Here is a 23840-nt window from a genome sequence, read left to right as displayed (position 1 = left end):
GAAAACAAAGATTATTCTGTCTCAGCTTTATACTCACACAAGTTTTCAATGATGCACGCACCACATATAGGTTTACAGGCTACACAAGCATAACGACCGTGCAGAATAAGCCAATGATGAACGTCCACTTTTAATTCGGCAGGGACTATTTTTAACAGCATTTGCACAAAATAGACATTTTACCAGTGGCCAATTTTGAACGGTTCGATATTCTAAATATATGGATATCCACGGCTATAGTAGGCCAGCCAAAAGGTGGCTATGTAGATGGTTGAAATTCTTACTTGTACTTAAATCTAACCGATTTATAACAAATTCGGTATAAGAAGTTTATAGCAATTGAAATATTAAACCTTAATGAATTAAAGATAAAAAAGTTTCGACTAAAAAACAGGATTGCTAACCCTAACTGTATTCATCACTGATGATGAGCTGATACAATTTTAGTGAAACATATAATATGAGTTATTTTAGGATGAATTAACCCTCATGACAGAGAGTAAAACGATAAAATTTGACGAAATAAAATATGTTGTCACTAAAGATAATCAATCAGTGACTTTAAATCCGTTAAGTTTTAAATTACTGTTCACGCTGGCACAAACACCAGAACTCGTTGTATCAAATAAAACGCTCATGACAAGTGTTTGGCCTAACACTGTTATTAGTCCTGACACTTTAAAACAGCGAGTATTTGTTTTACGAAAGTCACTAGAGCAATCAACAATAAAAGGCCTTTCAATTCAAACGGTAAGGGGGGAAGGGTACCGATTACTAATTGAGCGAGAGGTCATGCCAATCGATCAAACGTTTGTTCCTGAACCGACACCCAACGTACACACAGATAAAATTCCTCGGTTAAACAAAAAAGTGTTCGGTATAACGTTTGTGGCGCTGTTAATGACAATAATCATATTAATATACGTGACTCAATCAACGAATAATGACAAAGCGACAAGTAACAATCGGATTGCGCTATGGAGTAATACCCCCCTTAATGAAATGCCTGAGAATGCGTTAAGTATTTATCAAACATGGAATGATTTGCTTAGCCAAGCAAATGAAGAACAGCGTCTTCAACTCATATTATCAAAGCAACGAAAAGAGTTAGTCTTACCATTACAAGCAAGAAAAGATCGGCTTGCATTAATTAGTTATTTTGAAGTGATAGAAGTAAACAACAACACGACAATAAAGCTAAGCATAGTAGAGCCAACTACCGCAACAATATTACGGACTAGTTCGTTTTCTATGTCATCAACGTCATCGTTACTTCAAGCATTACAATCACAATTGAATGGCATTGAATCGTTAATGTCATCTGGGAAATTGTATTTAAATAAACAGCAACGTGAATATGCTAAAGACCCTATCTGGTCAGTGTTAAAGGCGCTTGCTAACCCAGCATAACCATTCATAACCTTTATTAACTCGCGCTTTTTTAACAACTCATGCTCAATGAAAAAAAAGGAGCATGATATGAAAATACCATTATTTATTTTACTGGCATGTATTATTAATATGCCAAAATCTACAGCAAAAAATCACGATGAAGTTCAGCACTATAATAAACAAAGCTATGAATGGCAGTTAACAAAACTGCTCACTAGCTTGAATGAAGTTACTGGAGTTCCCGGGTTTTCAGTGGCTGTGGTGTATAAAGATAAACTTGTTGCGTCTGTTGCCACTGGTTTTTCTGATATAAAAAATGAACTACCCGCCAAGCCTAATACCACGTTCAGGTTAGCCAGTGTGTCAAAAGTTATAGGCGCCACCATGTTAGCTGAATTAGTCAATAATGATCAGCTAAACCCTGATGTCAGCATTGGACAGTATTATCCTGAACTCAATAAAAAATATCACAGCATCACAGTAAGGCAATTACTATCACATACTTCGGGAATGCCACATTATCAAATAAAAGATTATGATATTTATGACGCACATTTCGATACAGCTGTTGAGGCAGTTAATACACTCAAGGATCGAGACTTATTATCTCGCCCCGGTACTAAATATCTTTATTCTACACATGGCTATACGTTAGCTGGCGCTTTATACGAGAAAATAACCAAACAACCATTAACAGTGAGTGTTGAAAATTTTATTACCCGTTGGTCAGGCAACGAAACACCAGCGATAGAGAATATCAACGACCTTCATGAACGCAGTTCAAGGCTTTATGAACTAAGTAAAATGGGGGGAAGTGAAATTGCGTTTGGCGAAAAGTCGTATAGCGTTTTTGGTGCAGGGCTTTATGCATCGGCAAGTGATTTAGCCTTTTTTGGGGGAGAAGTCTTAAAAAAAGCAAAGACTCAAAAACCTTACCAGCAACTACTGTTTACGCCAACAACAACTCAAGACGGAAACCCCGTAACAAGTCGAAACTTTGACGTTGGTTTTGGTTGGCGTATAGCTAAAGATTTACATGGGCGTAAAGTTTATCATCATGCTGGAGCTACACCAGGAGCTCGCTCAATGCTAGCAATATATCCCGAGCATGATTTAAGTATTGCCTTTTTATCCAATAGTAGCTGGATTTCCTCAATTGATAAATTAGTGTTTGCGTTAGCAGGCCTTTATATTGATAGCGTCAAGCCTAAAACATTAACTAGCATTGAATATCACATTAATAATAACGGTACGAGCCTAACAGGTACGGCAAGCTGCCAAGAAAACAAATGCCTGTTAACGGATAGCATGACTGATTACTCGCGTTGGTTAAACACATTTAACGTAAACAAAGCCGCCATTAAACAATGGCCCGTCTTTTTCTATAGCACTGAACAAGGTCAGCGACTATTGATGGTAAATAAAGTGGGTATTACTGAGTTTGACGATAAGGGTACCCACTTTGAAGTTAATACGGGTAAAGATCAAACTTACTCAATTGAATTGATTAACCAAAAATTAGATTAATCAATTCAACTGTTTAAATTATTTATTCAAAGGAATTACTTATGTTAAAAGCATTTATTGTCTCATTGTTATTTTTACTTCATATTAATGTTCTGGTAGCCAATGCGTCCGACACCTCTTTACCTAAACCTTACGGTCAAGGTAACTTCGTTAAAAGTAAATTTGGTCATATTTACTATGAAGCAGACGGTGAAGGCACTCCCATTGTTATGATTAATGGTGGTCCCGGTGCTTCTCGCACCATATTTTGGGGAGCATTAGACTTTTTAAAACCACACGGGTATCAAATTATATATTTTGATGAAACTGGTGTAGGCAGAGCGACAAGAGAGATTCAAGATAAGTTCTCACCATCTATCACTGTTGAAGATATAGAAACGTTACGCCAACATTTGAATGTACCGGAACTCGTACTAGCTGGTCATTCATATGGTGGTATCCCAGCGGTGCAATATGCATTAACTTACCCGAACAGAGTAGCGAAGTTGATCATGTTAAGCGCATCTGCTGACGGACTAAGTCAACAGATGAATGTTGATGCCGCCAAGTACTTAAGAAAAACTTTTTTTCCACAACAGTGGGAGAAACTAGAGGAGATTAGAGCAAAAGGCGCATTAACAAGCAGTCATGAGTATATGAAAGCCTTTTACAACAGAGCCATCGGTAATATGTCTGATTGGTACGACCCAGAAAAACGCTCAAAATTAAGAAAATACCGCTCAAGAGATAAAAGAGATGGTTCAAATATCAAGGTATATTTTGATATGGCTGGTTTAGACCCAGAAGTAAAAATTACTGGCACTTTAAAAGACGTTATTATTAAAGAAGAAATGTTCAAAGACTTTCCTATTCCAACCTTAATTATTAACGGACGTAAAGATTGGAAAACTACACCAGCAATGGCTTATCGATTTTATAAAATGCTACCAGAAGGAACAGCAACACTTAAATTTTTAGAGCAAACGGGGCATTGGACATGGGTAGAACAACCTGAAGAATTTGCTGATACAGTTACACAATTTTTGATAAATAATAACAAATTGATTAAATAATTGTTCAAGTTTAGAGTGAATAAAACAAGGGATAGATAGTCGTTCTATTTTAGTTTATTTCATTTAGTTTATTTCGCAAAATTATCAACATGGTATTAGCCGTTACTATTGATTAAACGTAGCATGATATTTTTACTAAAAAAGAGCACAGATTTCTAACGTCGACTTTTAGTATAGCCGACGTTAGAAGCCAAAAATTAGTGCCTTTCTTATACAGAGGTTAGTGCTCATAAATGAAGTGAGGCGCATGGATTTGCTTAGATATCTAGGCAATTTGAGCCTGTAACGGGATTCTGACCAACTTTAGTGGTTCGCTATTTAACCTTGCGGGCGGTGCTCATGTAACGGCCTTGAATAATGAGCAAGTGGAGTACATCGACTTTAAATTCTTTGGGGATCACTTTTTCGAGTTGTTGCTCAACCGCGACCACGTCTTTACCCATGGCAAACTTGGTGCGATTAGAAACGCGGAAGATATGGGTGTCTTCGGCGATTGTGGGCCAGGCAAAAGGTAATTAAAGTAGATTGAAAACTAATTTTGTTTGGTATCTGCTTTTTCTCAGATTGGTAGTTTAATTTTTAACACCTTTAAACCTTTGTTGTACTTTAAGCGACTAATACATTTTATAGAGGAAAGTATTGATGAAAAAATTTGTTGTAAGTTCTTTATTAATTCCTATTTCTTTAGTTGCTTGCTCTAAGCCGGTGGTCGATTGCACTGTATTTCCAGATCTAGAAAATTCAGTCTATTTGTTACCATACGAAGTGGGCACCACAAGAAGTGTTTATGCTGCTACAGAGCATTATCGCGCCTCGAATAATGGGGTAGGTACTTTTGCAATAGATTTTGTAATGCCTATTGGTACTAAGATAGTTGCATCTAGAGAGGGGGAGGTCGTCAGTGTTCGAGAAGTTTTTGAAGATGGAAATAATAAAGATTTGGAAGAAAATTATATTTTTATTCAACATGATGATGGCTCAGTAGCAAGATATTTCCACCTTACAGAAAATGGTTCTTTTGTATCAAAAGGAGATAAAGTAAAAGCGGGAGATATTATAGGATTAAGTGGTAATACCGGACAAAGTGGGGGCCCTCACTTGCACTTTGATGTTCAAAAGTGTGGACCAAATTTACCACCCAATTATAATGTTCTTCCTTGTGGCCAAACGATTCCAATTACTTTTAAGAATACACATAATCATTCTTGTGGATTAAAGAGCGGATCGGAATACAAAGCGTTTAAATATGATGATAAAAGGGGATAGCTCAAACTAACTTTAGAATATTGCGGCTAAAAGATTTATTTGCTCAATAAACTGATATTTCAATGCTAAAAAAGATCAGAGTATAACATGTATAACATGTATAACTTTGATCTTGACTCAAATCTACTCAGTCTTATCTTTAAACTCACACAAGTCTTCAATAATACAGCTGCCACATTTTGGTTTACGGGCAACGCAGGTATAGCGCCCATGTAAAATGAGCCAGTGATGTACATCGACTTTGAATTCTTTGGGGATCACTTTTTCGAGTTTTTGCTCAACCGCAACCACATCTTTACCCATAGCAAGCTTGGTACGGTTTGATACACGGAATATGTGCGTATCTACAGCGATTGTCGGCCAGCCAAAATATAATGAACGTAGAACGAAAATACTTACTTTTTCAAGACTGCTTTGAGCGAAAACCTGTCATTGATATTGAATAATATAAAAGTCAATTGGGTGATCAAACTCTGCTTTGCGCATATATTCACGAAAATGAGCGACGCGCGCATATTGTTCTATTTAACTTTTTTTAAAGTTTTAGAAAACTTAGTGATAGTAATACCTTAGCTTATTTGTTAAAACTATATTATGCAGAAAAATGAGCGTAGCGTCGTCAGAAATATGCGCGATGAGCGCACTATTAAATTGTTATACGAATAAGGAACTACAGTGTCATTATCTAAAATCATTGATGAGTATGATGAGCAACTTTCTCTAAATGAAGAAATGGCTCAATCAATGGTCGCTCTGATCTCGGCTCTATTAAGCAATGAAGCTATTGTGCCTCATTCTGTATCATCAAGGGTTAAAGACAGGAATAGCCTCTCTCGAAAAGTAACCAATAAAGATAAATATACTTCTATACAGGACATTACAGATATCGTTGGAATCAGGATAATTTCAAATTATTCTGATGAGGTGGATAAAATAGCTAAAATTATTGAAGATAATTTTGCTATCGATGCAAAAAACTCTATCGATAAAAGAGCATCTTTAGACCCTGATAGATTTGGCTACTTATCATTGCACTATGTTGTTTCAATTTCACAAGACAGAGAGCGGTTGGTAGAGTACCAAAGATTTAACGGAAGAAAAGTTGAAATTCAAATTCGCTCCGTGCTGCAACACGCGTGGGCTGAAATTGAGCATGACATTGGATACAAATCAACAATTGAAGTACCTAAGCATGTAAGAAGGCAATTTTCTAGATTAGCAAGTCTTTTAGAATTAGCAGATGAAGGCTTTGTTAAGATTAAAGAAGAGTTAACCAACTACCAACATGACGTAGAAGAAAATATTAGCTCCAAACCTGATGAAGTGGAAATTGATTTAGTCACAATTTTAGAGTTCTTAAATAAGAGTGACGTTGTAAATAAATTGGATCAAAAAGTTGCTGAACAAGCTAAATTTAATTTGAAAGAGCTAGATTCAGAATTTGTTAGCCGACACCTCAAATATTTGCAGTATTTTAATATTACAAAAATATCAGACCTCATTTTAACTATTAATGAGAATGAAAAAAATATTTTTCTTAGAGCTAATGATATTAATGCAGAGGGTGATACCGCGAGTAAAGGTATATCTATTTTCTACCTTTACCATATCCTAGCTGCAAAACTAGGCAGCAAAGAAAAAATAGTAACCTTTTTAGATGAGATGGGCTTGTGTCTTGAAGAAGATAGAGATGGCTTTGCTGATTATCTTATTGAATTGAGTGGTAAATTCGTATAACAAGTCGTTTAAAAGGACAAAAAACAGTTGGCTTTTGCTCCTTCGTCGCTTAATTTTAGCCAACTATTTTATTGCCTCTTAACGAGGCGTTACCACTGTCTGCTCATGGCACAAAGCAGGCTTTAATTACTCTGTTTTCTCTTTAAACTCACACAAATCTTCAATAATACAGCTGCCACATTTAGGTTTTCTGGCAACACAGGTATAGCGACCATGCAAAATGAGCCAGTGATGTACATCGACTTTAAATTCTTTGGGGATCACTTTTTCGAGTTTTTGTTCAACCGCAACCACGTCTTTACCCATGGCAAGTTTAGTACGGTTAGAAACACGGAATATGTGCGTATCTACAGCGATTGTCGGCCAGCCGAAGGCTGTATTTAATACTACGTTAGCAGTTTTACGACCTACGCCTGGGAGGGCTTCTAGAGCTTCACGATTCTCTGGCACTTCACCGTTATGCTGATCTACCAATATTTGGCACATTTTATATACATTGGCTGCTTTTGAATTAAATAAGCCGATGGTTTTTATGTAATCACGTAGTGTGTCGTGGCCAATATCTAAAATGGCTTGTGGCGTATTAGCAACCGGAAATAATTTACGAGTGGCTTTATTTACCCCAACATCGGTGGCTTGTGCTGAGAGCGTTACGGCAACTAACAACTCAAATGGGCTTGAATATTCAAGCTCCGTTTCAGGATGTGGATTGTCATCGCGTAAGCGAGTAAGTATTTGGTGACGTTTTTCTTTATTCATATAACTTAAAACGCATTAGCTTTTATTAAGTTAATGCGCTTTCCCCTTAAGTTAAGCTAGTAACACGCGCTCGAGGGCCTTTTTCAGCTTCTGGCGGTGCGACTTGTTTTGATTTTATTTGTGCATCAATTACATTTTTAGCGGCAATCAGCAGACCAAGCCCTAAGAATGCGCCCGGTGGTAAAATGGCCAGTAAAAACTGGCTATCAAAGCTAAACACTTCAATGCGCAATATAGCAGCCCAAGGCCCGAGTAATAAATCGGCACCATCAAATAATGTGCCTTGTCCAACCAGCTCTCGCATAGCGCCAAGTACAACCAGAACCAACATAAAGCCTAAGCCCATCATCAAGCCATCAAAGGCGGATAAGTGCACTGGATTTTTTGAGGCAAACGCTTCTGCACGGCCAATAATGGCGCAGTTGGTTACAATTAACGGAATGAAAATCCCTAAAGATTGGTAAAGGCCAAAAGTGTAAGCGTTCATTAACAGCTGCACAATTGTTACAAAACCGGCAATGATCATCACAAACACAGGTATTCTAATATCTTTAGGTACCCAGTTACGCACTATTGATACAGTAATATTAGAGCCCACTAATACCAATAAGGTTGCTAAGCCTAAACCTAGCGCATTAGTAATTGTAGAGGTAACAGCGAGTAAAGGGCATAAACCTAATAACTGTACCAAGGCGGGGTTATTTCCCCATAAGCCTTCTTTGTAAAGGGTTTTTAATTCGCTCATGGCGTTACCTCTGGGCATGCGTTTGCTGCTGTGAACAGAGCATCAAAGTTATCTTGTGCATAAAGTACCGCGTTTTTGACTGAGCCTACAACGGCACGAGGTGTAATTGTAGCGCCAGTAAACTGATCAAACTGGCCGCCGTCTTTTTTAACGGCCCAACGATCGTCGCTTTCGCTTTGTACTGTTTTTGTATTAAATGTGGTGATCCAGTCTGATTTTTTTACTTCAACTTTATCACCTAAACCTGGCGTTTCTTCATGTTTGGTTACCCTTACACCCGCAATGGTACCATCGCGATATACTGCACTGAGTAAGTTTATATCACCACTGTAGCCGCTAGGGGTGACATGACGAATGACTAATGCCATAGGTTCGTTATCTTTTCGGGCACGATAAATAACTTGGTTATCGTATGGCCCTAGTAATGGATCAGATATAATTACACAATCTTGCGATAGCTCATTGCTGTATTTGGAATGCGGCAATACTTCTTGAAGCTGATTAGTTAACTGCAACTGCTCTTGCTCTGCAATTTTATCAGCGGTAAGTGTATTAATTGTGGCAACGAGTCCCGTTGTTAGTAACGCAAACCCACACAATATTGCGCCATTTTTTACCATTGAAGAAATAATCATTTTACTGCTCCATGGCCATAGGTTCTTGGTTGTGTATAGTAATCGATTAGCGGTACCGCTATGTTTATTAGCAACACCCCAAATGCAACTGCATCAGGAAAACCACCAAAGGTGCGAATTAAATACACAATTAAACCAATTGCTGCACCATAAATAAGGCGACCTCGATTAGTGGTTGCAGCTGATACAGGATCGGTGGCGATAAAAAAGGCCCCCAGCATAGTCGCACCACTAAACAAGTGAAACACTACACCCGGCTCTGTACCTGGCGAGGCAATATAACCAATTGCTGCGCATAAGCTTAAGCTTGCAATAAAACTCACTGGTATATGCCAGTTAATTACTTTTGTTTTTAACAGGTAAAGGCCGCCGAGTAAGAAGGCTAAGTTAACCCATCCCCAACCTAGGCCAGTCCACTCATTAAATACGCTCTTTTGCATGCTCTCTGTCACCGTTAGTCCGTGAGCAATATCTGTTTTTAAGGTATCAAGTGGGGTAGCCATTGTGCTGCCGTCTATTCCTACTCGGAGCTGATCTAAGCTGTATCCTAACGTGGTAAAGTCGCTAAAGATTAAGCTTAACTGCTGGCTGAAAGTAATACCCGTATTAAGTAATTCTGTAACGGGTAACCAAGCAGTCATTTGCACAGGGAACGACACTAATAAAAGCACATAGGCTGCCATTGCAGGGTTAAATAAATTAAAACCTAAACCACCATATAGTTGTTTAACAATAACTATGGCAAACAAACACCCTATAACAATAATCCACCAAGGCGCTAAGGGCGGAATACTTATTGCTAATAACACACCGGTAAGCCATGCACTGCCATCACTTAATGCAGGCCAAATAGGGCGCTTACGCATTAACATAACGGCTGCTTCAAATGCGCTTACACACACTAACGCCAATAATAATTGGATAAGGACACCGGTGCCAAAAAATACAACTTGCGCAATAACACCAGGAATACAAGCCGCAATTACAGTTAACATTAACCGTGTCACAGATTTGTGACTATGATTGTGGGGTGAACTGGCCATGGTTAGTTTCATGACTGATCATTTCCTTCTTTTTGTTGCTTTTTAGCTTTAGCGCGAGCAATCGCGGCGGCTACGGCGGCTTTCTTTTTTTCTTGAGCTGTTTGCTGTGAAGCTTCTGAAGGTTCATCGTTGCTTTGTGGCTCAGTGTTTTCACTTTGATTTGCTAATTCATCAGCTTGCGCTGCTTTTTTGGCTTTTGCGCGGGCAATGGCTGCAGCGACGGCAGCTTTTTTATCATCGGCGGCGACAGGTGATTCACTTGCTATGTCATCGTTTGGTGTTTGCTCAGCAGCTTGCGCTGCTTTTTTGGCTTTAGCACGGGCAATGGCTGCAGCGACGGCAGCTTTTTTATCATCGGCAGCAACTGGAGATTCACTTGTTGTGCTATCGTTTGGTGTTTGCTCAGCAGCTTGCGCTGCCTTTTTAGCTTTAGCGCGGGCAATAGCGGCAGCGACGGCGGCTTTTTTATCATCGGCAGCGACGGGTGATTCATTTGCAGTGTCATCACTTGCTGCCTGCTCATTAGCTTGTGCTGCCTTTTTGGCTTTAGCACGAGCAATAGCGGCAGCGACGGCAGCTTTTTTATCATCGGCAGCGACGGGTGATTCACTTGCAGTGTCATCGCTTGCTGTTTGCTCATTAGCTTGTGCTGCCTTTTTGGCTTTAGCGCGGGCAATAGCGGCTGCAACTGCTGACTTTTTGTCATCTACAGCTTCGTCATCACCATTACTTTGTGCTTTTTGCTCTTTATAAAGGCGAGCTTGCTCTTTACGGGCAGCGCGTTCTTTTGCAACTTCACTGTTATCTGGCTCAAGTTCGCCACCTTGCTTTTTAGCTTTAGCACGCGCAATTGCCGCTGCTACAGCTGATTTATTGTCACCATCGCTGGTTTTATCTTTAACGCGGGCAAGGGCATCGGCTACTTTTTGCTGTTCTTCGGTAGATTTAGCTACAGGCTTACGTTTGTGGCGATTTTTTCGCTCAGCTTGTTCTTGCTCTAAACGCGCTTTACGTGCATCAAAGCGTTCTTTAGCGCGATCTGATTTTATCTTCTCGGCAATTTGCTCTTTAATCTCAACTTTTGCAACGCGGTAGTACTGAACGAGTGGTATTTCACTTGGGCAAACATAGGCACACGCGCCACATTCAATACAATCAAATAAGTTATGCTCTTGGAGTTTGTCGTATTCTTTTGATTTAGCAAACCATTGTAATTGTTGTGGCAATAACGAGGCAGGGCACGCATCGGCACAGGCACTGCAGCGAATACAGGCTTTTTCTGGGCCTGGCTCTGCTAATTCTTTATGATCTGGAGCAAGTATACAGTTTGTTGTTTTAACAACGCCAATACGAACCGTGGGTAAGGTAAAGCCCATCATAGGGCCGCCCATAACGACGCGCTGTTGTGGTACGGGTGAAAACCCTTGGCAATCCAGTAAGTGTTTTATCTCAGTACCTAATAGCGCCCATACATTACCGGGCTTATGAATAGTATTACCCGTTACTGTAACTACGCGCTCTATTAATGGTTTGCCTTCGTATACGGCTTGCGCAATGGCGTACAAGGTACCTGTGTTATGTACTAAAATACCGATATCAGCAGGAATGCCACCATTAGGAACTTCACGATTAGTCAGTAGCTTTATTAGCTGTTTTTCACCGCCAGAGGGATAAGCAGTAGGCACGGTTTGTATTAAAATATGCTCGTTATGCTTCGCCGCTTCTGTCATGGCTGTGATAGCCTCAGGCTTATTATCTTCAATACCAATAATACACAGCGTCGGATTGAGTAGCTGCTGCATTAGCTCAATACCTTTGACTATTTCAGCGGCGTGCTCGCGCATTAAAGTATCGTCAGCCGTGATATAAGGTTCACACTCAACCGCATTAACAATCAAAAATTCAATAGGTTGTTTAATATCAGCTTTTACATAGGTTGGGAAGCCTGCGCCGCCCATGCCAGAGATCCCCGCATTATGAATAACATCAACGAGTTCATCGTGTGATGCATTGGCTGGGTTTGCTAAAGGCGATAATTCACACCAGGTATCTTTGCCATCGGGTTCAATAATAATGCTTAATTCAGGCAAAGCAGAAGGGTGTGCTGATGGCATAGGCGTAATATCAATAATAGTGCCTGATGTAGGTGCATGCACAGGTACCGACCAGTTAGCAGAAGGCTTAGTTAATGGTTGACCTTTTAATACGTGCTGGCTTTTTTCTACAATTAACTTGCCGCTAGCGCCTATATGCTGCTTTAAAGGCAGAACGAGTTTTTCAGGCAAAGGAAGGCGCGCAATAGGCGTATTATTAGATAATGACTTTTGCTGCGGAGGATGTACGCCGCCAGGAAATGCCCAAACGGTGCCTTTTTTTATTTGTTCAAGTAACTTTTCCACTCAAACCTCTAATCTATTTGGGTAACAGGAATAGCGTCTAGTTGCCATTTCCAAGTTTGTTTTGTTGGTGCAACGGGTAGCATGTCAATACAATCGACCGGACAAGGTTCAACGCACAAATCGCAGCCTGTACATTCGTCAATTAGAACGGTGTGCATTTGACGGGTTGCACCAACAATGGCATCAACAGGGCAGGCTTGAATACATTTGGTACAACCAATACATTCATCTTCGCGAATGTAGGCCACCGTTTTAACTGGCTCTGCTTGTTCGCCGCCGGCTAGAGGTTTAGCCTCAACACCCATCAAATCGGCTAACTTTTTAACTGTCGCATCACCACCGGGTGGGCACTTGTTTATTTCATCGCCATTGGCAATGGCTTCTGCATAAGGGCGACAACCAGGATAACCACATTGACCACACTGTGTTTGTGGCAAAATGGTATCGATTTGCTCCACTACAGGGTTACCTTCAACGCGAAAGCGAACAGCTGCAAATCCTAAAATTAATCCGAAAATTAACGCCAGCAAACCCAGCGCTATTAAAGCGTACAACAAGGTCATATTAAAACTTCACTAATCCAGTAAAACCCATAAAGGCCATTGACATTAAACCTGCCGTTATCATTGCGATTGAAGCTCCTTTAAATGGAGTGGGCACATCTGCTGCGGCCAAACGTTCGCGCAATGCCGCAAATAAAACCAATACTAATGAAAAACCTACAGCGGCACCAAAGCCATAAACGGCAGATTGTAAAAAGGTGTGATCTTCTTTGATGTTTAATAAAGCAACACCGAGTACTGCACAGTTAGTCGTTATTAAAGGTAAAAATATTCCCAGTAGACGGTATAACGTTGGACTGGTTTTTCTAACAACCATTTCAGTAAATTGAACAACCACTGCAATAACTAAAATAAAGCTCATTGTTTTCAGGTAGGTGATATCTAGTGGTAATAAAATATACTCGTTTACTAAATAACTGGTCACAGAGGCAAGCGTTAGCACAAAGGTAGTTGCTAAAGACATACCTATGGCTGTATCAAGTTTTCCTGATACACCCATAAACGGGCAAAGGCCTAAAAATTGTACTAATACAAAGTTGTTAACTAACACTGTTCCAATTAATAACAAGACGTATTCTGTCATGTGTGCCTCACGCTAATAAAATCCCGTGTATTATCCTTTTTTCTACTGCGATTAACAACACGTTGAGTGATTATCAGTTAAATAAACAACGTAAAATAACGGGCTAATTCTAAAGGGCCAAAATCTAAGAGCTTTGCAATTAAAAAGCTGTCTGCATTTTAACGGCTGAACAATAGCAAAAGCACACTTTAAAACGTAAAAAAGAGCATAAATGCTCTTTTTTATTTGAGTTAGGATGGGTTAGATGTCTTTAGGCTTTTCAATGTAATAACCCTGAACGCCATCAAGGCATAATGTTTCTACAATATGTTTTTCTTCTTGGCTTTCAACGCCCTCTGCAAAAACACTGACGCCAATTCTATGGGCAAGGTCGACCATTAAACGCATAAAGTACTGATTGTTTTTATCGTCTTCCAAACCACGTGTATAGCTTGCATCCATTTTAATAAAATCTGGTTTTAAATCTCTGAAAAATTTAAATGAGGTGAGTCCCACACCAAAGCGTTCTACCGTTATTCTGGCACCAACGCGATGTACCATATCAATAAAGCGTTTGCTTGCTTTAATGTTTTGTTGAAGACCAAATTCACTCACTTCAAAAATTAACTTAGAAGCAATATGGGTATCTTTGAGTAAGCGGCGCTCTAACCAAATCATGAATTGGTCGCTGTGCGCGCTAGATGGGGTAATATTTAAGCCAAAATACTTTTCAGATAAATTACTCGATTTTATTCTTTCCAAAGACGATTCTATTATTAACTTGTCAATTTCAATGGCCATATCGAGCTTTTCAGCCATTGCTAAAAATGAAGCGGTAGGCAAAGCTTGGTTTTCTTCTGTTTTGAAGCGGGCTTGAATTTCAGCATAGGCTTTAATGCTTTTGCCTAAAGGCATAATATTTTGGATCACCAAATGGACGCTTTTAGACTCAATTACTTCGTTAATCACTTTACGCCAGTTTTGGTTACCAAATCCTGCGCTCACATTATTAACTAGATCAGTATCACGTTGCACATGCCACGCATTAGCTTGCTTAGACTGCGCCATGCTCATTGCATTATCAACAATAGAGAGTAACTCACCCAAAGGTTTTGATTTTTCGTACCCCACAATACCCGTGTTTGCAACCGAGCTAAGCTCTTGGTTTTGCATATATTGAGTAAAGCGAGATTGTAAGTTCTCACCAAATTTTTCGGCTTCTTTCAACGGGGTATTTGGTAAAATGGTTATAAAATCAGAGCTGTTTACTCTAAAAACTTGGCTGCCGGAATAGGTGCCACTGATGCTGACAATAATATCTGCAACGGCTTTAATGTATTCATCACCTTTTTGATAACCGCGGCTTTGATTTATAGACTGCAACTCACTACAGCGAACGAGTGCTAAAGAGCCAAATGTACTTACTTCGGTGTTTTCAATATTCTTTTCGTAGTAATCAACAAACATATTGCGATTACCTAACTCAGTCACACCGTCTTTGTAGGCCTCACGTTTTATTGTGTGTGCAGCATTTTTTATATTGTCATTCTTACTTTTTAAAAAGTGCGATAAACGATTAAAGCTAGGAATTAAACTTTTCCCTAACTTAGCTAACTCTGGCGAATCAATTTTAGTCGCAAAATCATCGCCTAGTTGATTTTGGTTTATATAAATATCAATGACATCAGCAACGTCCGTACATATATTGTCATTAATGTGCTTAACAATGGTTTTCATTAATGCAATAGGTATTAGAGCGAGTAGGGTGCTAATAATTAAAATTATAAAAAAAGCAGTTTGAAACTGCTCACTCAAATGAGTGATGTTGATTTTAAACTCAACTTTTATATCGGCGTTATCATTAGTGGCATACTGAGGGCGTACTGAGTTATTGTTTGACTGAATAAGTTCTGCAATAACAGGTAATTGCGCTGAATTGTTAACTGAAAATACTTCCGCACCTTGATAATCACGTAAAGTAAAATGTGAAAAGATTTCACTGCTTGCAAGTGTATTTTTTAAGTTATCAGCAGAGAGGTCAGTTGCAGATAGGTTTTTAATATATTGCTCGACGGTCGCCTGCGCATTTTTTTGAGCTTTACCGATGGCACTATCAAAGTTTTGGCTAATAAAATAACAGCCAGCAGTCACAAGAATCAACCAAGCCATCAGTTGTATAAAAATAAGTTTTTTAAATGCTGCCATTGTTTAATCTTTATATGTCAAAGGGGAGGACACAACCTCATGATTATTAAAATAATTATAGCTTGATAAAGAAAGTTATCAAATAGTTAGTTTTTGTAATCAAAAAGTTTTTTATTTTAATAGGAAATGGTAGAGCAAATTTAAGGAGATGTCTATGGAAGTGTAGTAAATTGGCTCCCCCTCCCCGACTCGAACGGGGGACCTGCGGATTAACAGTCCGTCGCTCTAACCAACTGAGCTAAGGGGGAACTAAAATATACTTTTTATGACTTGGCTCCCCCTCCCCGACTCGAACGGGGGACCTGCGGATTAACAGTCCGTCGCTCTAACCAACTGAGCTAAGGGGGAACTACATCATAAACATAAACTTGGCTCCCCCTCCCCGACTCGAACGGGGGACCTGCGGATTAACAGTCCGTCGCTCTAACCAACTGAGCTAAGGGGGAATCGTTTATGGCTGAAAAACTTGGCTCCCCCTCCCCGACTCGAACGGGGGACCTGCGGATTAACAGTCCGTCGCTCTAACCAACTGAGCTAAGGGGGAAGCGTCTTGCCTTTCAACGGGGCGAAATATTAATGACCGCATAGCAAAGTGTCAACATATAAAAGATCATAAATTCAAAAAAGAGGTCTATTCGTTGTTTTTATGTGCAATCTGCGCGTTTTATAACACTATTTAAGTAAAGCGCAGTGATATTGTTTTACAAAAACAGCGTAATATTTGAATCAAGTGAGTAATTTCAGCTAATAAAACTTGCCGTAAAATTAAATAAAGTAGCTTTTAGTGATAAAAAACTGTTCTATTTCCTATATTTTTACAAAGTCTAAATAAACGTATTTAAAATAAATACCTCACTTTTATTTTGTATCGTTAAAGTTTGTTGAACTGAATCTTAATCAAAGACGTATATTTATTTTAAATATTGATAAAAACCTAATAATTTTAGAACTGCTATGGAGTTGTATAAAAATAAAGCAATCAAAGGCTTGGCTATTTATTAAGCACGAATGTGGATTTGCATTAAATAAACAAATAATCCCATATCAAGGCGTTACAATTCCATTTAACGTTGTTTGCTTATTGATAACGTAAAAAAATCACAGCACCTTTAAATTTGCACCTCGTTGTAGCCCTTTATAAACGTGGGGTTGAATGAGTTATCCACGGTTTCTGTGGATAACTCTGTTTATTAAACTTTAAGAACATCAGCACCCCCAGCGTTGTAGGGCGCTACAACGATTTCAAGTATTAAAAAGCTTTTTTTTTATGTTCTTAAAAACAAAGACTTATGATTCAGCTTAGATAGCCACCTAAACGATAAATAAAATTTTTCGTGACGATAAAGCATTATCGCTAACTGTGTAATAAATCAGCAAAACCTAAAAGCTAAATGTTGCAAAAGTTATATAAATGTATTTAATTTGGTTTTTAATGTGTTTGTGCGAAATTTATTTACAACAGCATAAAAATAACAGTTTTTTGATAAAAAACGGATTAAATGGTTTAGGTTTAATAAAGCATGGCTTGAACAGCTCGGATGCTTTAAAATATGCCGTTCAGTAAAAGAGGCTTATTTATTTTATGCGCGCACATTCTCAATCACATACTCGCTCTGATTTACTCACCGCTCCAATTTTGCCTACGCTAAAGAAAATGACCGTTCCAATGATTTTTGGGATGATAACCTTAATGATGTTCAACATAGTTGATACTTTTTTTATTAGCTTATTGGGTACAGAGCCGCTTGCCGCGGTGAGTTTTACATTTCCCGTTACTTTTACTGTAATCAGTTTAGCAATTGGTTTAGGTATAGGTACTTCTGCGGTTATTGCAAAAGCATTAGGCAGTAACAATATAGAAGAAGCGCGTTTTGATGCCAGTGTTTCGTTGTTGGTAGCGGTAATATTAGTATTGGTTTTATCTGCCAGTGGCTATTTATTGATTGACCCCATATTTACCTTGCTTGGGGCAGGGGAGCAAGTACTTCCACTAATTCATCAGTATATTAGTATTTGGTTTTTGGGTAGTGTGTTTTTAATTACCCCCATGATTGGAAATTCAGTACTGCGTGCCAGTGGTGATACTAAAACACCAAGCATTATTATGGGCGGGGCTGGGCTTATTAATGCTGTACTCGATCCGATGCTTATTTTTGGCTTTGGTCCTATTCCCGCATTAGGTATTAAAGGGGCTGCTATTGCCAGTGTTATAGCTTGGGCAGTTGCAGTGGCGATTATTTTATACATATTAATTTTTAAAAAGCAGTTGCTCAGTTTAAAAGCGGGCAAACAAACCATTGTTGGTGCAATTCGTAAAATTTTAAAAATTGGTTTACCGGCAGCGGGTGCTAACATGCTCACCCCAGTTGCTATGGCGGTAATGACCGCATTGGTTGCTCATCATGGCCCCGAAGCTGTGGCAGCTTTTGGAGTAGGGAGTCGAATAGAATCAATAGCGAGTTTAGTGGTATTAGCTTTGTCGATGACCTTACCACCTTTTATTAGCCAAAATTTTGGAGCAAGTCATTTTTCTCGCGTAAAAGATGCCTACCTAGGTACGCTCAAGTTTGTAATGTTGTGGCAGTTTGTTATTTATATTGTATTAATTATTTTTTCAGGTGTCATTAGTGAAATATTTGGTAAAGAGCAAGCTGTTGTTGATGTCATCAAGCTGTTTATTTATACCATTCCTTTAAGTTATGGTTTGCAAGGAGTGATCATTTTATCAAACTCCTCGTTTAACGCTTTACACAAACCCATGAACGCCTTAGTTTTGAGCGTTATTCGATTGTTTGTTTTTTATATTCCCTTTGCGTATATCGGAAACGAACTTGCAGGCTTAATCGGCTTGTTTATTGGCGCGGCCATTGGTAATTTATTTACAGCACTTGTAGCCTACAAGTGGTTTATGAAAGAAATTGAAGCGTTAAGCAGTCAAGCATTACAGGAGTGTAGTCATTGAGCGATCATTTTCAGCTAGTATCAAAATTTAAACCCGCAGGGGATCAGCCAACCGCTATTGCTCAGTTGTGTGAAGGCTTAGAGGCCGGACTGGCCCAGCAAACCTTATTAGGCGCAACGGGAACCGGTAAAACGTTCACTATGGCTAACATTATTAGTGATTTAAACCGGCCAACTATTATTATGGCGCATAATAAAACCTTAGCGGCTCAATTGTATGGCGAAATGAAAGAATTTTTTCCACATAATGCGGTTGAATACTTTGTATCTTACTACGATTACTACCAACCTGAAGCCTATGTGGTAGCCAGCGACACCTTTATCGAAAAAGACGCATCTATTAATGAACACATAGAGCAAATGCGACTCAGTGCCACTAAAGCGCTTTTAGAGCGACGCGATACCATTATTGTTGCCTCTGTGTCGGCAATTTATGGTTTGGGCGATCCTGACTCATACATGAAAATGATGCTGCTTTTAAAAGTAGGTGAAAAGGTCGATCAACGTGACATGCTGCGCCGTCTTGCAGAGCTACAATATACGCGAAACGATATTGATTTTAGTCGCGGTACATACCGCGTTCGTGGTGAAGTGGTTGATATATTTCCAGCTGAATCAGACACCTATGCAGTGCGTGTAGAAATGTTTGATGACGAAGTTGAACGCTTAAGTATTTTTGACCCATTAACCGGTGCGGTAGAAAAACACATAGTACGTGCCACTATTTATCCTAAAACTCACTATGTAACGCCACGAGAAAAAATTCTCGAAGCCATAGAAAAAATTAAAGCCGAACTCAAAGAGCGCAGAGCACAATTGCTCAGCGCAAACAAGTTAGTAGAAGAGCAGCGCATAGCTCAGCGTACCCAATACGATATAGAAATGATGACCGAGCTTGGTTATTGCTCTGGTATTGAAAACTACAGCCGTTATTTATCGGGGCGTACACCTGGCGATCCACCGCCAACATTACTGGACTATTTACCCGACGATGCATTAATGATTATTGATGAATCGCACGTAACCGTCTCGCAAATTGGTGCCATGTATAAAGGCGATAGAAGCCGTAAAGAAAACCTCGTTGAATATGGTTTTAGAATGCCCTCAGCTATGGATAACAGGCCACTGCGTTTTGAAGAGTTTGAGGCCATTGCACCACAAACCATTTATGTATCGGCCACCCCAGGCGACTTTGAATTAGAGCGCAGCAACGGCGAAGTTGCAGAGCAGGTTATTCGTCCAACCGGCTTACTTGACCCTGTTATTGAAGTTCGCCCAGTAGGCGATCAGGTTGATGATTTACTCTCAGAAATTTACAAATGTGTTGAAGCAAAAGAGCGAGTGCTGGTAACCACGCTTACCAAACGTATGGCTGAAGATTTAACTGACTACCTGAGTGAGCACAATGTAAAAGTACGTTATTTACACTCTGACATTGATACCGTAGAGCGGGTAGAAATTATTCGAGATTTACGTGCCGGTGTATTTGATGTGTTAGTAGGCATTAACTTACTACGTGAAGGCTTAGATATGCCAGAAGTTGCACTAGTGGCTATTTTAGATGCTGATAAAGAAGGCTTTTTACGTTCAGCGCGCTCACTTATTCAAACAATAGGCCGTGCGGCGCGCCACCTTGATGGCCGCGCTATTTTATACGGTGACAGAGTGACTAAATCGATGGCCAAAGCCATTGAAGAAACTGACCGACGCCGAGAAATACAACATGCTTATAATGTTAAGCACGGTATTGAACCTAGTGCCTTGGTTAAAAAGATACTTGATGTAATGGATGTAGGCCAAGATGCCTCACCGCAAGACAATCTACAGCTTATTCGTAAAGACTCTAAAAAAATCCTCAGTGCTAAAGAAATTGCAACGCAAATTAAGCAGTTAGAAACCAAAATGCATGCGTATGCCAGTGATTTAGAATTTGAAAAAGCCGCCTCAGTGCGCGACGAAATACATGAACTACAACAACAGTTGATTAATTAAATGACAACCGATTTTACTCCCCTTATAAATGCTTTGGCAGACACGCCTTTTTCCGATAATGAGCTTTGCCGGGTATTTCATGGGCGTGGCCACAGTGTGGAAGCGCTTAGTCATATTAACTTAGACTTTTACCCACCAAGTTTGTTTTTGGTGTCATACAGTGAAATTGACGAGGAAACACTCGCTGCACTCACCGATACGTTATGGCAATGGGCACAACAACATCATCCAGAGTTAATTACTGCATTGGTGTATCAACAGCGAGCTGGGCTACAAAGCCATAACACCCTTGTTCACGGTCAACTGCCAGTTCGTCATAGCGTAGCCGAAAACGGGGTGCGTTTTTTGGTTGATTTAATGAGTAAGCAAAACACCGGTATTTTTCCTGATATGCGAAAAGGCCGTGAGTTTGTTATGCAAAATAGTAAGCACGCCAAAGTACTAAATTTGTTTTCTTATACCTGTGGTTTTTCGGTTGCGGCTATGCACGGTGGTGCAGATCATGTGATGAACATGGATATGAGCAAAGGTGTGTTAAAAGTGGGTAAGCAAAACCACCAACTCAATAATGTCGATCGTGGGGTCAGTTTTTTACCGCACGATATTTTAAAGTCGTTTGGTAAGCTAAAAAAAGCAGCACCGTTTGATTTGATTATTGTTGATCCGCCCAGTTTTCAAAAAGGCAGTTTTATTTTAACTAAAGACTATCAAAAAGTGCTGCGCAGACTTCCTGAGCTTTTAAACGATACTACACAGCTATTGTTATGCGCTAATAGCCCTGAGCTTACAGAAAACGATTTTAGAGCACTTATTGAAGAGCATACTCAAGGTGCTATTGAGTTTGTTAAACGCCTAGAACCTACGGATCGCTTTATTGAAATTGATAGCGATAAAAGCTTAAAAGCATTGGTGTACAAAACAAAAACATAGTGAGTTAAATGAAACTGAGTAAACGTTTAAACGCCATCAATTCGTTAATTACACAGCCGCACGATATTGTTTGGGATTGTTGTTGCGATCATGGCTTTTTAGGTATGGCATTACTTGAGCGCGGCATAGCCAAACAAATAAACTTTGTTGATATTATTCCAGAGTTAATGGAAGCGCTTGAGCAGTCGCTACAACAATTTGAGCAAGTAAAGTCTTTGCCTTCATGGCAAGTGCGCTGCGAAGATGTTGCTCAAATTAAACTGCCAACAGGTGCTAAGCAAGTAATTGTTATTGCTGGAGTAGGGGGCGATTTATGTTTAAAGCTAATTCAGCAAATTATTGCTAATAACCCACAAAGCCTTAAACAACTTCGTTTTATTATTTGCCCTATTATGCACCTTTATAAGGTACGTGCGGGTTTACAGGCGTGTAATTTGCAGCTCGAAAGCGAGCAAATTATTGTTGAAAATAAGCGTTTTTACGAAGTGTTACAAGTCAGCTTTAATGCCACGGGCACTATCACTAAAACGGGGGCTAACATGTGGGATATACATAACTCTCAACATCATCAATATCAGCAACAATTGCTTGACCATTATACCCGAATGCTCAATAAAGATAGACTTTACTATCAAAAAGTTATAACAGAGTATCAACACGTATTTGGACGCTAAATACTGACAAAAAGTGTGATCGTTTTTTATGATTAACTTCGTAAAGTGCTTCATAGTTAATATCTTGCCGCTGGGCAGATTTATTTGGTTTATATATGTCAGATAACAATATAAAAATTGAGTCATTATTAGGTGATGGGCAAAAATGGCAACACAGCTACGAGCAACCCATTTCGTATGCGCCCCTAGTGCAACTGGCTAATAAAAATTGGATTGTTCCGCAGCATTTTTTGCGTTACAAGCATACACTGGCCAGTGTTAATGAAGTACTTAACGACATTAGTTTTTCCAACCACTTTAGTGTGTTAGCAGCTGAAAAAAACAGTGATGTTTATTTGCAAGTAGCAGTACTTAGTCCCGACAATTACCGTGCTGATAATAAAGCAAAAAAACTATTGTTTGGTCGCCGTTGGCCAGTAGAGCAAAACTTACCTACTTCAGAGCTTATTCAAACTGCATTTTTAGCGTTAAAAGTGGCGCGTGAACATGAGGTTAGAGAGCTTTTTCAGCTGCAACACCAAGGCGCAACTAGTACGCCATTTAATAATCATCATGATTTACCCGTTATGGCACAAAATCCCGAGCTTGTTAAAAGTACATCGTTTAAAAATATTTCATTGAACGAGCTGATAGAGCGCCTTGTGTTTGCGGATAACCAAATAGAGCTAATTAACTGCCAAGCTATAATCACCGGTGAACAGGTGTATACGGTTCAACTTCATTGCGATAGTTGCCAGCTGAGTGAGTTTAATAACAAAACTTTGTCATTCTTAGCACCGGATACAACAACAAATAGCTTTTTACATAGTTTTATTGCCGCATTGGTTGCTATAAGCAATGATTATGTGAGCGAGCATTTTAAATACCAAGGTTTTGCACGTTTTAATAAGCATGTACAGGCGGAGCAAATAGGCGAGTTAAGTGTTTCTATGCGTTCGCCAAGTTCAGTTAGTTTGTGCTCAATGGGTAAACAAGAGGCGAATCAGTTAAATTTTGAAATAGACAGTGGCAGAGCACCGCAAGGGTGTGGTCAAGCAATTGGTGGTTTTTTAGCTGCCCATGGCATTGAGCAGCCTGAAAACGCACATTTATACCCAAATTACTTGTAACGTATACATTAAAGTTTGTTTATTTCTTGTTTTACGTTATAGCTTGAGTCGGTAACAATGGCTTCAAGTGTTTGTACTCGTTGTTTAAGTTCACTCACTTGAGCGGTTACCTCAGCTAGTTGTTTGTGTTCGTCTTGATTGTTGTCCTGTACTTTATGTTTAAATTCAAGGTGCTTTTTATACATATCGTAAATAACTCCCGAACCTACAGAAATAAGTACAATGAGAACTATCATTGTTGTGCCAGACATAATTACTTCCTTTAACTTTTATTTAAGCTTAAATTATA

The 23840-nt window shown here is 39.3% G+C and carries 19 protein-coding genes, 4 tRNA genes and 3 pseudogenes; 10 read left to right on the top strand and 16 right to left on the bottom strand.

All coding sequences use genetic code 11. The annotated features are described in order from the left end of the window. Positions 1-11: 11 nt before the first annotated feature. Positions 12-253: pseudogene (locus tag FLM47_RS18875) on the bottom strand (endonuclease III); the annotation flags it as partial. 236 nt (positions 254-489) lie between these two features. On the opposite strand from FLM47_RS18875, the gene FLM47_RS09750 reads away from it, so the two are divergent. The 3 genes from FLM47_RS09750 to FLM47_RS09740 all read left to right on the top strand — a co-directional run bounded on the left by FLM47_RS09750 (position 490) and on the right by FLM47_RS09740 (position 3971). Then, positions 490-1410 (top strand): winged helix-turn-helix domain-containing protein, encoded by a 921-nt coding sequence (locus FLM47_RS09750; RefSeq protein ID WP_178956283.1) that lies wholly within the window; start codon positions 490-492, stop codon positions 1408-1410. Positions 1411-1479: 69 nt separating this feature from the next. Further along, positions 1480-2919: a serine hydrolase gene (locus tag FLM47_RS09745; protein WP_178956282.1), complete on the top strand. Its 1440-nt coding sequence runs from the start codon at positions 1480-1482 to the stop codon at positions 2917-2919. Between the two features lie 41 nt (positions 2920-2960). Beyond that, positions 2961-3971, top strand: a complete 1011-nt coding sequence (locus tag FLM47_RS09740) for an alpha/beta fold hydrolase (RefSeq protein ID WP_178956281.1) — start codon at positions 2961-2963, stop codon at positions 3969-3971. A gap of 314 nt (positions 3972-4285) precedes the next feature. Here FLM47_RS09740 and FLM47_RS09735 read toward each other — a convergent pair. Next, positions 4286-4480: pseudogene (locus FLM47_RS09735) on the bottom strand (endonuclease III); the annotation flags it as partial. 133 nt (positions 4481-4613) lie between these two features. On the opposite strand from FLM47_RS09735, the gene FLM47_RS09730 reads away from it, so the two are divergent. Then, positions 4614-5237, top strand: a complete 624-nt coding sequence (locus FLM47_RS09730; RefSeq protein ID WP_138608739.1) for a M23 family metallopeptidase — start codon at positions 4614-4616, stop codon at positions 5235-5237. A gap of 123 nt (positions 5238-5360) precedes the next feature. On the opposite strand, the pseudogene FLM47_RS09725 reads toward FLM47_RS09730, so the two are convergent. Beyond that, positions 5361-5609, bottom strand: a pseudogene (locus FLM47_RS09725) (endonuclease III); the annotation flags it as partial. A gap of 303 nt (positions 5610-5912) precedes the next feature. Here FLM47_RS09725 and FLM47_RS09720 point away from each other — a divergent pair. Then, on the top strand, positions 5913-6974 hold the full coding sequence (locus FLM47_RS09720; RefSeq protein WP_178956280.1) for a GTP pyrophosphokinase family protein: 1062 nt from the start codon (positions 5913-5915) through the stop codon (positions 6972-6974). A gap of 126 nt (positions 6975-7100) precedes the next feature. On the opposite strand, the gene nth is transcribed toward FLM47_RS09720, so the two are convergent. From nth to FLM47_RS09660, 12 genes are all read right to left on the bottom strand, one after another. Continuing rightward, positions 7101-7733: an endonuclease III gene (nth, locus tag FLM47_RS09715; protein ID WP_055013367.1), complete on the bottom strand. Its 633-nt coding sequence runs from the start codon at positions 7731-7733 to the stop codon at positions 7101-7103. A gap of 46 nt (positions 7734-7779) precedes the next feature. Continuing rightward, positions 7780-8478, bottom strand: coding sequence for an electron transport complex subunit E (locus FLM47_RS09710; RefSeq protein ID WP_010388435.1), 699 nt, complete (start codon positions 8476-8478; stop codon positions 7780-7782). Continuing rightward, positions 8475-9113: an electron transport complex subunit RsxG gene (rsxG, locus tag FLM47_RS09705; RefSeq protein ID WP_178956279.1), complete on the bottom strand. Its 639-nt coding sequence runs from the start codon at positions 9111-9113 to the stop codon at positions 8475-8477. Before rsxG ends, FLM47_RS09710 begins: the two co-directional genes overlap by 4 nt. Then, positions 9110-10168 carry an electron transport complex subunit RsxD gene (gene rsxD / locus FLM47_RS09700; RefSeq protein ID WP_008115238.1) on the bottom strand — a complete coding sequence of 353 codons (1059 nt, stop codon included), beginning with the start codon at positions 10166-10168 and terminating at the stop codon, positions 9110-9112. Before rsxD ends, rsxG begins: the two co-directional genes overlap by 4 nt. After that, a complete protein-coding gene (gene rsxC / locus FLM47_RS09695) occupies positions 10165-12555 on the bottom strand; it encodes an electron transport complex subunit RsxC (protein ID WP_178956278.1) in 2391 nt (796 codons plus the stop codon). Before rsxC ends, rsxD begins: the two co-directional genes overlap by 4 nt. A gap of 8 nt (positions 12556-12563) precedes the next feature. Next, entirely contained in the window at positions 12564-13118 is a 555-nt protein-coding gene (rsxB, locus tag FLM47_RS09690; protein WP_008115242.1) for an electron transport complex subunit RsxB, read from the bottom strand. 1 nt (position 13119) lies between these two features. Next, positions 13120-13701: an electron transport complex subunit RsxA gene (gene rsxA / locus FLM47_RS09685; RefSeq protein WP_008115244.1), complete on the bottom strand. Its 582-nt coding sequence runs from the start codon at positions 13699-13701 to the stop codon at positions 13120-13122. A gap of 240 nt (positions 13702-13941) precedes the next feature. Continuing rightward, complete coding sequence (locus FLM47_RS09680; protein WP_178956277.1) at positions 13942-15885, bottom strand: GGDEF domain-containing protein; 1944 nt, start codon at positions 15883-15885, stop codon at positions 13942-13944. Positions 15886-16056: 171 nt separating this feature from the next. Then, positions 16057-16133: transfer RNA gene (locus FLM47_RS09675), tRNA-Asn, on the bottom strand. A 23-nt stretch (positions 16134-16156) separates the two neighbouring features. Then, positions 16157-16233: transfer RNA gene (locus FLM47_RS09670), tRNA-Asn, on the bottom strand. Between the two features lie 21 nt (positions 16234-16254). After that, positions 16255-16331: transfer RNA gene (locus FLM47_RS09665), tRNA-Asn, on the bottom strand. Positions 16332-16352: 21 nt separating this feature from the next. Beyond that, positions 16353-16429, bottom strand: a tRNA-Asn gene (locus FLM47_RS09660). A 1038-nt stretch (positions 16430-17467) separates the two neighbouring features. Here FLM47_RS09660 and FLM47_RS09655 point away from each other — a divergent pair. The 5 genes from FLM47_RS09655 (at position 17468) to FLM47_RS09635 (ending at position 23551) form a co-directional block, all read left to right on the top strand. Continuing rightward, on the top strand, positions 17468-18847 hold the full coding sequence (locus FLM47_RS09655) for an MATE family efflux transporter (protein ID WP_178956276.1): 1380 nt from the start codon (positions 17468-17470) through the stop codon (positions 18845-18847). Continuing rightward, positions 18844-20838 (top strand): excinuclease ABC subunit UvrB, encoded by a 1995-nt coding sequence (uvrB, locus tag FLM47_RS09650; protein ID WP_178956275.1) that lies wholly within the window; start codon positions 18844-18846, stop codon positions 20836-20838. The genes FLM47_RS09655 and uvrB overlap by 4 nt, the downstream gene beginning before the upstream one ends. Then, positions 20839-21768 carry a class I SAM-dependent methyltransferase gene (locus FLM47_RS09645; protein ID WP_178956274.1) on the top strand — a complete coding sequence of 310 codons (930 nt, stop codon included), beginning with the start codon at positions 20839-20841 and terminating at the stop codon, positions 21766-21768. A gap of 8 nt (positions 21769-21776) precedes the next feature. Next, on the top strand, positions 21777-22442 hold the full coding sequence (locus FLM47_RS09640; RefSeq protein WP_178956273.1) for a tRNA (adenine(22)-N(1))-methyltransferase TrmK: 666 nt from the start codon (positions 21777-21779) through the stop codon (positions 22440-22442). Positions 22443-22537: 95 nt separating this feature from the next. Continuing rightward, positions 22538-23551: a hypothetical protein gene (locus FLM47_RS09635; RefSeq protein ID WP_178956272.1), complete on the top strand. Its 1014-nt coding sequence runs from the start codon at positions 22538-22540 to the stop codon at positions 23549-23551. Between the two features lie 8 nt (positions 23552-23559). Here FLM47_RS09635 and FLM47_RS09630 read toward each other — a convergent pair whose 3' ends face one another. Then, entirely contained in the window at positions 23560-23802 is a 243-nt protein-coding gene (locus FLM47_RS09630) for a hypothetical protein (RefSeq protein ID WP_178956271.1), read from the bottom strand. Between the last annotated feature and the right edge of the window lie 38 nt (positions 23803-23840).

Origin of the sequence: Pseudoalteromonas sp. Scap06 (genome assembly GCF_013394165.1) — a bacterium.
Taxonomy (GTDB): Bacteria; Pseudomonadota; Gammaproteobacteria; order Enterobacterales; family Alteromonadaceae; genus Pseudoalteromonas.
This window is presented reverse-complemented; position numbering and strand designations above follow the sequence as displayed.

What these genes read in the sequence shown, in the direction of transcription:
- FLM47_RS09750 (WP_178956283.1), top strand. Translation starts at nt 490, where the DNA reads ATGACAGAGAGTAAAACGATAAAATTTGACGAAATAAAATATGTTGTC.
- FLM47_RS09745 (WP_178956282.1), top strand. Translation starts at nt 1,480, where the DNA reads ATGAAAATACCATTATTTATTTTACTGGCATGTATTATTAATATGCCA.
- FLM47_RS09740 (WP_178956281.1), top strand. Translation starts at nt 2,961, where the DNA reads ATGTTAAAAGCATTTATTGTCTCATTGTTATTTTTACTTCATATTAAT.
- FLM47_RS09730 (WP_138608739.1), top strand. Translation starts at nt 4,614, where the DNA reads ATGAAAAAATTTGTTGTAAGTTCTTTATTAATTCCTATTTCTTTAGTT.
- nth (WP_055013367.1), bottom strand. Translation starts at nt 7,733, where the DNA reads ATGAATAAAGAAAAACGTCACCAAATACTTACTCGCTTACGCGATGAC.
- FLM47_RS09710 (WP_010388435.1), bottom strand. Translation starts at nt 8,478, where the DNA reads ATGAGCGAATTAAAAACCCTTTACAAAGAAGGCTTATGGGGAAATAAC.
- rsxG (WP_178956279.1), bottom strand. Translation starts at nt 9,113, where the DNA reads ATGATTATTTCTTCAATGGTAAAAAATGGCGCAATATTGTGTGGGTTT.
- rsxD (WP_008115238.1), bottom strand. Translation starts at nt 10,168, where the DNA reads ATGAAACTAACCATGGCCAGTTCACCCCACAATCATAGTCACAAATCT.
- rsxB (WP_008115242.1), bottom strand. Translation starts at nt 13,118, where the DNA reads ATGACCTTGTTGTACGCTTTAATAGCGCTGGGTTTGCTGGCGTTAATT.
- rsxA (WP_008115244.1), bottom strand. Translation starts at nt 13,701, where the DNA reads ATGACAGAATACGTCTTGTTATTAATTGGAACAGTGTTAGTTAACAAC.
- FLM47_RS09680 (WP_178956277.1), bottom strand. Translation starts at nt 15,885, where the DNA reads ATGGCAGCATTTAAAAAACTTATTTTTATACAACTGATGGCTTGGTTG.
- FLM47_RS09655 (WP_178956276.1), top strand. Translation starts at nt 17,468, where the DNA reads ATGCGCGCACATTCTCAATCACATACTCGCTCTGATTTACTCACCGCT.
- FLM47_RS09645 (WP_178956274.1), top strand. Translation starts at nt 20,839, where the DNA reads ATGACAACCGATTTTACTCCCCTTATAAATGCTTTGGCAGACACGCCT.
- FLM47_RS09640 (WP_178956273.1), top strand. Translation starts at nt 21,777, where the DNA reads ATGAAACTGAGTAAACGTTTAAACGCCATCAATTCGTTAATTACACAG.
- FLM47_RS09635 (WP_178956272.1), top strand. Translation starts at nt 22,538, where the DNA reads ATGTCAGATAACAATATAAAAATTGAGTCATTATTAGGTGATGGGCAA.
- FLM47_RS09630 (WP_178956271.1), bottom strand. Translation starts at nt 23,802, where the DNA reads ATGTCTGGCACAACAATGATAGTTCTCATTGTACTTATTTCTGTAGGT.